The following is an 11,899-nucleotide window of genomic DNA, read 5'->3' on the forward strand; positions in this document are numbered from 1 at the left end:
TTTTGTTGAAAAAAGTAAAATTTATTTAAGAAATATATTTGAAATATTTATTTTGGGGTAAAGGTAAGGGTGTGAGGGCTTAGGGTGCGGAAAAAAAGGAAATTTTTTGCTGTTACATAGTTTCATAGAAGGATAGTAGATGATATGGTAGATAAGGTAGAAAGGAGAGGGATGCTGTGGACGAATTAGTTTATTTGGCGATTTTTGCATTTATTACCCTCGCACTTGGAATAAGAGAGAAGGAAAAGCTTGATCGCAATATAAAGAAAATCCCCACACGTATTTTAGTAAACGGTATTCGTGGAAAGTCAACGGTTACCCGTTTAGTAATGGGTATATTGAAGCAAGATCAGCGGAAAGTTGTCGGTAAAACGACAGGGACCTCCGCTCGCATGTTTTATTGGGATCAGGAAGAAGAGGAGCCTATTATTCGAAGTTTGCAAGGTCCTAATATTAACGAACAAATGAAGATCACTAAAAAGGTCGTTGATAGAAGAGCCGATGCGTTTGTAAGTGAATGTATGGCGGTCAACCCTGAATATCAAAAAGTATTTCAGGAGCGACTAGTGAAAGCGAACATAACGATTATTGCAAACGTTATTGAAGATCACCTTGATGTCATGGGTCCGACCTTGGATGATATCGCGGAAGCTTTCAGTTCCACTATTCCAGAAAATGGTTATGTTATCATTCCTGAGACACCTTATCAGCGTTATTTTGAAAAAGTAGCGAAGAAAAAAGGTTCTAAGGTTATTGTAGCGGATGAAAGTTCAATTGATGAGTCTTATTTGAAGAAGTTCCCATTTATGATCTTCCCTCAAAACGCGGCTCTTGCTCTGGCTGTTGCAGATTTATTAGAAATTGATCGTGAAGTTGCGCTTGAAGGAATGCTTAAAGCACCTGTCGACCCCGGTGCTATGCGTGTTCATAGGTTTGGAAAGAAAAGATCCCCGAAATATTTCTTCAATGGCTTCGCTGCTAATGATGTGACGTCGACGTTGAATATTTGGGAGCGAATTAAAGATCTTGATTATCCATCTAATGAAAGTACGGTCGTTATGAATTGCCGTAGTGACCGTGTTGAACGTACGATTGATTTTGCAGAAAAGGTGCTTCCTTATATAGAAATGGACCGTCTTGTCTTAATGGGTGAGAGTGTACAGCCGATCTTGCAAGCCCAGGAAGAAGGGAAAATCTATGTTTCTAACATTATTAATCTAGAAAAAGCACCGACGGAAACAATTATCAAGCATCTGCAAGAAATCCCAGGAAACAGTGTAATTTATGGAATCGGTAATATTAATGGTGGAGGAGAAGAGCTGGCAGCAGCAATTCAAGACCTTGAAGTTGTTCCTTCGCTCTCCGATTATGCTACTAGCTGGGGAGAAGACGTGATCGAAACTTCTTTCAATAAAGAACCGATTCGGGAAAAAGACTTACAAACAAATAAATAGTGTGATTGCATGTTGAAAAGGAGTTGGAGATCCATTGTTCGGTACTGATTTATATATAGCAATTGTCCTTGGTGTACTTTTAAGTTTGCTGTACGCTGAGAAAACAGGGATTATGCCTGCGGGCTTAGTAGTCCCTGGCTACTTAGCGTTGATTTTTGATCAGGTCATGTACGTTTTAGTAGTAGGCTTGATCAGTTTGATTACATACTTGCTTGTTTCGCAGGTGTTGGCAAGGTTCACGGTGTTGTACGGGAGACGGAAGTTTGCGGCGATGCTAACTGTTGGTGTTCTTATGAAGATGGCGATGGATTACTTATATCCATTAACCCCCTTCCCTGTTATGGAACTGAGAGGAATTGGGGTCATCGTCCCAGGTCTGCTCGCCAATTCTATTCAGAAGCAGGGAGTCCTGCCGACATTTAGTGCGACGTTCGTGATCGCTTTTGTAACCTTCGTATTGATTACGGCTTATAGTTTGTTTTAGAGGAGCGTATCCATGAAAGATAAAGACTTAAAATACAGAATGAAAGTCTGGACGAAGAAACATCAGAAAAAAGCGTTCAAACACTCGCTTATTTTGCTGGTGATTCTAGCTATTCCTTTTTTCGGCCATCAGTGGCTGGATAAGCCTGATATTCCAGAGAATACAAGGCCTGACGATGTTGATTATCGAATATCGATGGTGGGAGACATGATGCTTGGCCGCCACGTCCGTGAGGCTGCTTTGAGAAGTGGGGAATCACCTGGCAGGGTGTTTGAATATGTTAAGCCATTTTTGGATCAGTCCGATTATGTGACAGGAAACTTTGAAAATCCTGTCCTTGATACAAAGGATCCGGAAGTGAAGAAAGTAATGGAAGACTTTGAGCTACAAAATAAAGCGATTCATTTGTATGCTGAAAAAGGTACTGAAAAAGCCATTGAACAAGCTGGCTTTGATTCTGTCAATCTAGCTAACAATCATGCAATGGATTATGGAAGTCTCTCATTGGAAGAAACGTTAAAGCACATGGAAAAAGTGGATGTCGATCTTCTTGGTATTGGTCGGGCACTCAATCCTTCTGAAGATTTATTCGAAGAGGGAGAAAAGTCGACGGATGCAGGAAAAATCCATTATTTTGATGCTGACGGTAAAAGAATTGCCATACTAGGATTTACTGATGTGTATGTACAAGGTTACAGTGCAAGCGAATATGTTGGTGGTGTGCTGACCAATTCCGGGCTTGGAGTGTTACAGAGCCGAATTCGAGAAGCAAAAAAGAATGCCGATGTTGTCATGGTCCATTCTCACTGGGGCGCTGAATATCAGGCCAGCGCTAATCAGGATCAGGAAACACTTGCTTATCTAATGACAGATATGGGAGCTGACGTAATTATTGGCCACCACCCTCACGTTTTAGAACCAGTGACACGTGTACATATTGAAGGAGATCCAAATGACCCGCAAGATACGGATAAAACTTCAATCGTAATGAACAGCCTCGGCAACTTCGTTTTTGACCAGGGTTGGTCAAGAACGAAGGACTCGACGATGGCTCAGTTGGACTTCCTCAAAGATGGAGGCGTTGAACTATCCTTTGTGCCGATGCAAATTTCGGATACACGTCCGCGTGAAACAAATGGAATATTAGAACCTTTACGGAATTTCCGGATTTTCAGGACACTTAGAAAAGATTTGGATTCTGAATATTGGCGTATGGAGAACGACCGGCTTGTGATCGACCTGAAAAAAGCTGGCGTCATCGAAGGATAGGAGGGCAGAGTTCTTGAACTATTTACGAATAACCTACATCATAGCCGGAATCGTCTTCGTCGGGCTGGTCGGCTGGAATTTCTACTTTGAGGATGAGTTCGATCAGTTCCGTGAGCCCTATACCGTGGAGGATCGTCAAGAAACTGTGGAAGTGAATGCATCAGACGGAGAAGATGCTTTTGTTTACGGAGTCAGTGCGGTCCATCCATTAGCTGTTGAAGCTGGCATGAAAGTTTTGAATGAAGGTGGAAATGCTGCCGAAGCTGCGATTGCGGTGTCCTTCGCCCTCAATGTGGTGGAACCCTATGGATCCGGTATCGGAGGCGGGGGACAGATGATCGTCCACGAGCCTGGAAAACAAGCGATGACTTATGACTATCGTGAAGCTGCACCGATGAGCGGAGCGAAACCTCAACGGGATATTGCGGTTCCTGGGTTTGTCAAAGGCATGGAAGCCATATATGAAGACTATGGAAATAATGTTGAATGGAGTACGCTTTTAGAGGATGCTGTGACTCATAGTGAGGAAGGCATCAAGGTAGGCCGTATTTTCCATGAGCAGTTACAGAATTCTCGACGTTTTATCCAGACAGGGAATAAGAACCCTGAAATTTACAACATGTTTTATCCAGAAGGCCGTGCTCTACAAATCAATGACACATTGGTCCAAAAAGATCTGGCTAACACGTTGAAGACTCTTCAAGAAAAAGGTCCGGAAGCTTTTTATAAAGGGGCCCTCGCAAAAGAACTTGCGAATAAAGTTGGTTTTGGGCCAAATGATCTTGCCAATTATGAAGTAGCTAAGCGCCCCGCACCTGAGGGGGATTTTAAAGGACAAAAAGTTTATGCAGGTTCTTCACCAACATCAGGGATTATTGTCATTCAAGCTTTGCAGATGATCGAGCAGCTTGAAGGAAACCTTGAAAAAGTATTGCGGGAAGAATTTGAAAATCAAAATGGCCAGTTGCCGCCATTTCTTGCTGATGGTCTCCCGACAAGTATGGAACAAGTGGTAAATGAGCCGCAGTACAAGGATCTTTATATCCATCTTGTAAATAAAGTAGTCAACCGTGTCTACGAAGACAGGGTGCATACCCTTGGGGACCCAAGGTTTGTTGATGTGCAGGAAGAAAAGCTGACTTCTACCAGCTATGCGAAACAATTGTTTGAGGAAGAGTTCTCAGTTGGCGGCCAGGAATTAACAAGTTCGAGTGAGCTATTTGTTTCTCCTGGTGAAAAGCAAGATACAAGAAACACGACTCATTTTGTTGTCGTAGATAAAGACGGCATGATGGTCTCGGCAACCAATTCACTAGGTAAGTTCTTTGGTTCAGGTATGTACGCTAACGGATTCTTCTTGAATCACCAGTTGATTAATTTTGATACAGTCGAAGGGTCTATGAACGAGTACGAACCTGGTAAACGTCCACGTTCCTTCGTTTCTCCGCTCATTTTCGCTGAGGAAGGAAGAGCAGTACTTGGTATAGGTTCTCCTGGTGGTAAAAGGATCCCGGCGATGCTGATTCAAACACTTATGCAGTATGAGTATGGTATTAATCAAGATACAGGGGATCCGCTTACGCTTCAGCGAGCGATCGCCCGTTCCAGGTTCTACACGGAAGATAACGTGGTCCACCTCGAAAAGATGGTTGATCAAGCAGCTGTTAACCGTCTAAGGAGTGAAATGGATTATTCCGTTATCACTCACGATTCACCTGTCTTTTATGGAGGAATTCAAGGACTGGGGATCCGTAAGAACGAAGATGTTATTCAAATGTACGGTGGCGGTGATCCTAGACGTCTCGGGACATGGCAAATTGGTAATCAGAATGGTATGAACGAGGTTAATGGATCTGAATAAGTCTGTAAAACTCTGCAGGGTGCCCTGCAGAGTTTTTTGTTGTCTGGGAAATTATAAAATCTCTTATGCATTTTGCAAAGGAAGGATATCGGCAGTTCCTGGTACATCGAAGTTATAAGTCAATCGACTCTTTTAATAAAAAGCCTTCAAACCATCGCTTGTCTTGTGCTTGTCGGTTGCCCTCAGGAAGAGGTCAGTTCAACGTAGCAGCAGGAAGTGCCGAGTTGAACAAAGTTAAGATTTATTGAATGACTATGTCAGGCACTTACGCTTTGCTTCTGTTAGACTCAAGAAATTGACAAAAACCTGGATTCATAATATATTTATCTTGAAACTGAGATAATTTCTGAGATGTAAGATAATATAATGGGAGGGAAAGAAATGAACGAATTAAAAGGAATTCACCACGTCACAGCGATTACCAGCAGTGCAGAAAAGAACTATGATTTTTTTACGTATGTGCTTGGTATGAGGCTTGTAAAGAAAACGGTGAATCAGGACGATATCCAGACTTATCACTTGTTTTTTGCAGATGACGAAGGGAATCCAGGAACAGATATGACATTTTTTGATTTTCCCGGTATTCCAAAAGGGTCCCATGGAACGAATGAAATTTCCAGAACGTCCTTCCGGGTGCCTAGTGATGAAGCTCTGAGTTACTGGGAGAAGCGCTTCAATCGTCTTGATGTGAAACATAAAGGTATTCAAGAACGCTTTGGAAAGAAGATCTTGCCTTTTGTGGATGTTGACGATCAATCTTATGAACTTGTTTCTGATGAAAATAATGAGGGGGTTTCTGCGGGGACGCCGTGGCAAAAAGGGCCAATTCCTTTGGAATACGCCATTGTTGGTCTGGGGCCACTCCACGTCAGGGTAGATAACATTAAATACTTCAAAGACATGTTGGAAAAGGTACTTCTATTCAAACAAATTGATCAAGAAGGTCCATTCCGTTTATTTGAAACAGGTCATGGTGGAAATGGTGCTCAAGTCATCGTAGAGTTTAACAATGTTCTGCCACCCGCACGTCAAGGGTATGGGACAGTTCACCATGCAGCTTTTCGGCTCAATAATCGGGAGGAATTGGACAATTGGGATCAATGGATGTCCCGTTCCGGATTCCGGACTTCTGGATTTGTAAATCGTCACTACTTCGGATCGCTTTATGTGAACGTAGCTCCTCAAATCTTATTTGAATTTGCGACTGACGGACCTGGTTTCATGGGAGATGAACCTTATGAAACTTTGGGCGAAATGCTTTCGCTTCCACCAAAGCTTGAGTCGAAACGTGAACAGATTGAAAATAATGTCCGCCCGATTGATACGGTGAGAAGTACAAAATTGTTTGAAAAGGAATATGAATGAGAAAGAAAAATGAGGAGTTCTCTGACTATTGGGGGCTTTTCATTTCCTGTGGATTTAAAGGTTGAGGTGTAAAAGAAGAATTATTTCATATTTGAGATTCTTTCATTTGAGGAATTTTATGACGACACTAACACAAATTTAGAATTATATGGTATTTTAAGTGTAAGCCATCTCAAAATAAAGATAATTCTAAAAGAGACGAAGGTTTGTATAGGTATAGGTGGCGGGGCCCTGGTGTAAAGCTAGGGCTTTTTATTATGATAAAATTATGCGCTTTTTAATTGATTTAGTAACTGGTCAAGCTTTTGGGACAGTCGCAAAACTTCTTCATAATCACTATTATTTTTATAAGCTTCATACATTTTTCCCCTGGTGCATTCAATATTTTTTTCAAGCGGGGACTGATTGTTCATTATTCTCACTCCTTTTCATCTTACCCAGTCATAATGTGACATGGTTTTACATGGTTCTAAAGTTTTATGAAGAAATTCGACATTTAGTATATAGGTACTATTTGGAATTCATTTTACCATTACGCAGGTCAGATGTACATATGTTACTTTACTAAACTTTATCTATTCATAAAGAAAATTGTCAGTAAATTTTTGTAATTAATGGATACTGTTATAAACTTTTTCATAAAGGTACGTAAAGGGGTATAAAAATAAAAAAATTGACATTAATTTTAATTTCAAATTCCTTGGAACGAATGTTTTTCCTTTTATACCCATCCATTCACATGTTTTGTCCCATAAGCAGGTATATAGTATAGTTAAAACGAGAGTGAGTTTTCAGAAAATAGTGTTCAAGGAAGAGAGGGGTACACCGAATGACTCAGCAAACATTTTTACTTCAGCCAAAGGTCTCAGAAGTTTTGAACAATATCAATAAAGTGATGATCGGAAAAGAGGAAGCGGCTTTATTAAGTCTTGTGGCTTTGTTGGCGAAGGGACACGTCCTGCTGGAGGATGTACCGGGTGTCGGAAAGACGATGCTCGTCAAGACCCTTGCAAAGTCACTGGACTGTGACTTTAAACGGATTCAGTTTACTCCAGACTTGCTTCCATCTGACGTCACTGGTGTTTCTATATATAATCCTAAAACGATGGAATTTGAATTTAGACCAGGTCCAATTTTAGGGAACATTGTGCTAGCCGATGAAATCAATCGGACATCACCAAAGACACAGTCTGCATTACTTGAGGGGATGGAAGAGACGAGCATTACGGTAGATGGAAGCCCTGTCCCGTTAAGTGATCCATTTTTTGTTATGGCGACACAGAACCCGATTGAGTACGAAGGGACGTACCCGCTTCCTGAAGCTCAATTAGATCGCTTTCTTTTAAAAATGAAAATGGGTTATCCGTCAGCCAAACAAGAGATGGAGATGCTTGCACGGACTTCAGGAGCTCACCCCATTCATTCCATCTCTTCCGTTATTACGAAAGAGGAGCTGGTTGGTCTTCAAAAAGAGGTCGAAGAGGTCTATGTTGATAAAACAGTCAACCGATACATCATCGAATTGACGACAGGAACACGTAATCATACCGGCGTTTACTTAGGCGTAAGTCCGCGTGGCTCAATTGCTTTAATGAAGGCAGCTAAAGCTTATGCTTTCACCCACGACCGCGATTATGTCGTACCTGACGATGTGCAGTATTTAGCTCCTTATGTTCTATCGCACCGGATGATTCTAACATCTGAAGCGAGGTTTGAGGGAACGACAGCTGAAGATATCATTGAAGAATTGATTTCTTCCACTTCAATTCCTGTCAAAAGGAATATTAGTGAATGAGGCAAACGTTCCAATTCGCTGCTAAGCTGATCGTCGTTGCCCTATTATTCGGTGTGCTCTTTTCCTATGCGATGTTTCAAGGTGGGTTCGTCAGCTGGTTTCTTTTTTATGCATTTCTTCCTTTTCTGCTTTACATGTTAGGTGTGCTCCTTTATCCCATCCATGATTGGAAAATTACTCGGGACTTATCGAAGCGCATTGCTACTGGAGGGGAAACAATCGATGTAGAAGTTACCTTGACACGCAGAATCCCGTTTCCGATTTATTATTGCGTAATTGAAGAGTATTTACCTGATTCTCTTAAAAAACGTGATGATCATTTAGAGAAGTACCGCCAAATGGATGAACCAGAAATTTTGGAAGAACAAAGGATCATCAAGCGCGTTATTTTCCCTTGGTTTAGGAAAAGTATTCATTATCGATATTCTCTTGACCATGTTCCAAGAGGCGAGCATTTTTTAAAAGCGGTCAGGGTGAAAACTGGAGATTTCTTCGGTTTTGTAAAAAAAGAACATGTTTATATGCTAAATAACCGTCTGCTTGTTTTTCCATTCCAGAGGCCTGTGAAATTAAAGGAACGCGTGTACAGCTTTGAACAGGGAGCCAGCCCTTCATTTAAGTTAAATGAAAAAAATACGAACATAGTCACTGGTGTTCGTGAATACATGCCAGGCGATCGATTTGCTTGGGTGGACTGGAAAACGACTGCACGGAAAAACGAAATGATGACAAAAGAGTTTGAACAGGAAAAAAGTGTGGATATGCTTGTTATATTAAATGCTGTGTATCACCCTTCAATGAATCCTGTAAGTTTTGAGGGAGCGGTTGAGTTCAGCGCTTCTCTATTGAATGAGCTGCACACGAAGTCCTCTCGAATGGCTTTTATGACTTTAGGGGATGGACGAGGGTACTTTCCGTTCCAGCAAGATTACACTCATAAACAAATGATTCAAGGCCATTTGGCTAAAATCCGACCGATTGGGCGAACGCCGTTTGCTCAGCAGCTGGAGCGCGAGCGTGCCCAAATTCCCGCTGGGATCATTGCCATGGTTGTAAGTCATCAACTCGATGCAGATATTCAGCAAGCACTAGTGAAATTATCCAAAAAGAGCAAGCGTCTTGTTTTTTTCTACGTTCGCCCTCATAAGCAGATGACATTCCAGGATCACCAAATCATCAAACAGATGAAAAATCAGGGAATCCTTGTCAATGTGCTTTCAGAGGAGCAACTGATTCAACGTGAATTCGAGGTGAACACGTAATGAATGAACAACCCCAAGAACAACAGACGTTCATCTACCGGCTTATTATTTACATTACAGGGTTCTTGCTCTTTTGTGAGTGGCTAAGGCCACTGGAATCCGTAACCAATACGAATGACGTGACGATCTTTTTCATTTATGCTGCGTTCTGCTTTTTTATTTCTTTCTTGCAAATCCAGTGGTTTCTTTCGATGCCTTTGAAACTACTTGGCATGGCTTTTATCATTGATGGCTTGTACATTGGAGAGACTATCTTCACAAGAAATTGGTTCTCTCTTGTTTATGACCAGATTATTTTCAATGCTCAAGTCATCCAAACGAGAGAATGGTGGCAGATGACTCCGTTATTTCGAAGTCTACTGTTCCTTATCCTGCTATGGCTGATGAGCTATTTGTTGTACTACTGGTTTATTGTCGCTAAGAGAATGTTTGTTTTTGTATTAATGACGCTCATTTATGTGACGGTCATTGATACCTTCACTGTCTATGACGGAAAGTGGGCAATCATTCGTACATTTATTCTCGCAATGGTGGCTTTAGGTCTATCAAGTTTCTCCAGAGAAATGGACAAGGAAGCCATTCCTTTTCACGGCTTGAAAAAAGCACACCTTTGGGCCTTGCCGCTTGTTGTGATTATCATGTTTTCAACCGTAGCAGGCTACGCTTCACCTAAGCCTGATCCTCAGTGGCCTGACCCTGTACCTTACTTGAAGAGTGCGACAGGAGGGGCTGGACCTGGCGGCAGTGGTGTCGTACAGAAAGTCGGATATGGGGAGAACGACAGCCGCCTTGGGGGTTCCTTCATTCAAGACGACACAACTGTATTCACTGCAGTTGCAGATGGAGATCGTTATTGGCGGATCGAATCAAAGGATACGTACACCGGTAAAGGATGGGAAGACACTCTAGAGGAGCCGACTACTATTGTTTCTCCGGATAATATTCCTTATGAAACCTTTTCTGAGGACGTGGAAGTCGAAGAGCAGTCCGCATTTCTTCGAATGACACGTGCCGCTGAGTTCAGGAAGCTGGTCTATCCCTATGGAACCAAGTCTGTAGCTATGGTATCCCAGGATTACAATATCCGCCTTCATGAAAACACAGGGGAAATGGATACTTTAAAGGGAGAGTCAGAGGCAAAATGGAATGAGTTTGCGATTAACTATGACTTTCCGTCCTTTGAATACAGTCAGCTTAGAGAAGCAGGTTCAGAAGACCCTGATTACATTCAGGATCGCTATTTACAGCTTCCGGATAATTTGCCGAACCGGGTGAAAAATCTCGCCAGTCAAATTGTAGAAGGCGAAGATAATCGTTACGACAGGGCAAAAGCGGTCGAGTCGTATTTTTCCTCCAACGGCTTTGAATACTCGACGACAGATGTCCCTGTTCCGAGGGAAAATCAAGACTATGTAGATCAATTTTTATTTGAATCCCAACTTGGCTATTGTGATAATTTTTCTACTTCGATGGTCGTTATGCTCAGGTCTGAAGGTATCCCTGCCCGCTGGGTAAAAGGATTTACAGGCGGAGAGCGAATTGACACGACTCAGTCGGAAGATGGCGAGGAAGTGAAGAATGTTTATGAAGTCACAAGCGGAAATGCTCACTCCTGGGTAGAAGTATATTTTCCTGACATCGGCTGGGTACCGTATGAGCCGACAAAAGGCTTTACGAATAACGCAGATTTCTACACAGAAGTAGAAACAGAAGAGGATGATTCTGCTGCTTCCGGCCAAGATGCAGAGCCACCAGAAACGAATATGGGAAATTCTCAGGAAATGGAGGATGAGCAGGCGAGTCAAAGCCAAGGTGCTCTTGGTGGTAACAGTGACCAAAGCTATACTTGGATCTGGGTGCTAGCAGGAGTTATTGGTATAGGAGGAACGATTCTGTTCTTTACCCGCTATCATTGGATGAGTTTCTTGTTAATCAGGCGTTATCGTAATAACCAGGATGAAGAAACGTATGAAAAAGCTTACCAGTATTTATTGAAAGTTTTGGAACATAAAGGAATAAAACGTCATCCCGAACAAACATTGCGAGAATATGCCCGAGTCGTCGATAGACACTATCAGTCCAATGATATGAGGCGATTGACGAATGATTATGAAAGACTTTTATATCGAAATGAACACCAAAGTGCACGATGGCCGAAAGTCACTGAATTATGGGAAAATTTAATTAAAAAAGCATTGTCTTGATTCCTCTGTTTGCGGTTGATAGAATGAATGGAAATTAGACGCATTCTTCCTTCGTATATCCTCGAGAATACGGCTCGAGAGTCTCTACCGGGGCACCGATAATGCCCTGACTATGAAGGTGGGAATCTCGTGATGTGTATCTTCATGGATGGATTTCTGCCTTCGCTTATGGTTATTTTGAACCACTAAGAGCAGAAATCCATTT

The 11,899-nt window shown here is 42.0% G+C and carries 9 protein-coding genes and 1 riboswitch; of the genes, 8 read left to right on the forward strand and 1 reads right to left on the reverse strand.

Going from position 1 to position 11,899, the window contains the following annotated elements; all coding sequences use genetic code 11:
- Positions 1–176: 176 nt before the first annotated feature.
- The 5 genes from pgsB (at position 177) to ACRYKC_RS05710 (ending at position 6,433) form a co-directional block, all read left to right on the forward strand.
- Entirely contained in the window at positions 177–1,454 is a 1,278-nt protein-coding gene (pgsB, locus tag ACRYKC_RS05690) for a poly-gamma-glutamate synthase PgsB (RefSeq protein WP_433805772.1), read from the forward strand.
- A gap of 34 nt (positions 1,455–1,488) precedes the next feature.
- Positions 1,489–1,938 carry a poly-gamma-glutamate biosynthesis protein PgsC gene (gene pgsC / locus ACRYKC_RS05695; RefSeq protein ID WP_085031068.1) on the forward strand — a complete coding sequence of 150 codons (450 nt, stop codon included), beginning with the start codon at positions 1,489–1,491 and terminating at the stop codon, positions 1,936–1,938.
- 12 nt (positions 1,939–1,950) lie between these two features.
- On the forward strand, positions 1,951–3,207 hold the full coding sequence (locus ACRYKC_RS05700; RefSeq protein WP_433805773.1) for a CapA family protein: 1,257 nt from the start codon (positions 1,951–1,953) through the stop codon (positions 3,205–3,207).
- A gap of 13 nt (positions 3,208–3,220) precedes the next feature.
- Positions 3,221–5,068, forward strand: a complete 1,848-nt coding sequence (locus tag ACRYKC_RS05705; RefSeq protein WP_433805774.1) for a gamma-glutamyltransferase family protein — start codon at positions 3,221–3,223, stop codon at positions 5,066–5,068.
- A 381-nt stretch (positions 5,069–5,449) separates the two neighbouring features.
- On the forward strand, positions 5,450–6,433 hold the full coding sequence (locus ACRYKC_RS05710; protein WP_433805775.1) for a ring-cleaving dioxygenase: 984 nt from the start codon (positions 5,450–5,452) through the stop codon (positions 6,431–6,433).
- A gap of 266 nt (positions 6,434–6,699) precedes the next feature.
- Here ACRYKC_RS05710 and ACRYKC_RS05715 read toward each other — a convergent pair whose 3' ends face one another.
- On the reverse strand, positions 6,700–6,846 hold the full coding sequence (locus ACRYKC_RS05715) for a Spo0E family sporulation regulatory protein-aspartic acid phosphatase (RefSeq protein WP_433805776.1): 147 nt from the start codon (positions 6,844–6,846) through the stop codon (positions 6,700–6,702).
- Between the two features lie 416 nt (positions 6,847–7,262).
- Between ACRYKC_RS05715 and ACRYKC_RS05720 the strand changes: the two genes are divergently transcribed.
- The 3 genes from ACRYKC_RS05720 to ACRYKC_RS05730 are packed head-to-tail and all read left to right on the forward strand — an operon-like array spanning position 7,263 to position 11,694.
- Positions 7,263–8,228, forward strand: coding sequence for an AAA family ATPase (locus tag ACRYKC_RS05720; protein WP_433805777.1), 966 nt, complete (start codon positions 7,263–7,265; stop codon positions 8,226–8,228).
- A complete protein-coding gene (locus tag ACRYKC_RS05725) occupies positions 8,225–9,490 on the forward strand; it encodes a DUF58 domain-containing protein (RefSeq protein WP_433805778.1) in 1,266 nt (421 codons plus the stop codon). The genes ACRYKC_RS05720 and ACRYKC_RS05725 overlap by 4 nt, the downstream gene beginning before the upstream one ends.
- Positions 9,490–11,694, forward strand: coding sequence for a transglutaminase TgpA family protein (locus ACRYKC_RS05730; protein ID WP_433805779.1), 2,205 nt, complete (start codon positions 9,490–9,492; stop codon positions 11,692–11,694). Before ACRYKC_RS05725 ends, ACRYKC_RS05730 begins: the two co-directional genes overlap by 1 nt.
- A gap of 31 nt (positions 11,695–11,725) precedes the next feature.
- Positions 11,726–11,827: riboswitch (purine riboswitch) on the forward strand.
- Positions 11,828–11,899 lie beyond the last annotated feature (72 nt).

The sequence above is a fragment of the Halobacillus sp. A1-3 genome, from assembly GCF_050971765.1.
GTDB lineage: Bacteria > Bacillota > Bacilli > Bacillales > Halobacillaceae > Halobacillus > Halobacillus mangrovi_B.

Coding starts and splice junctions, on each gene's coding strand:
- ACRYKC_RS05700 (WP_433805773.1), top strand. CDS start 1,951: ATGAAAGATAAAGACTTAAAATACAGAATGAAAGTCTGGACGAAGAAA.
- ACRYKC_RS05710 (WP_433805775.1), top strand. CDS start 5,450: ATGAACGAATTAAAAGGAATTCACCACGTCACAGCGATTACCAGCAGT.
- ACRYKC_RS05715 (WP_433805776.1), bottom strand. CDS start 6,846: ATGAACAATCAGTCCCCGCTTGAAAAAAATATTGAATGCACCAGGGGA.
- ACRYKC_RS05720 (WP_433805777.1), top strand. CDS start 7,263: ATGACTCAGCAAACATTTTTACTTCAGCCAAAGGTCTCAGAAGTTTTG.
- ACRYKC_RS05725 (WP_433805778.1), top strand. CDS start 8,225: ATGAGGCAAACGTTCCAATTCGCTGCTAAGCTGATCGTCGTTGCCCTA.
- ACRYKC_RS05730 (WP_433805779.1), top strand. CDS start 9,490: ATGAATGAACAACCCCAAGAACAACAGACGTTCATCTACCGGCTTATT.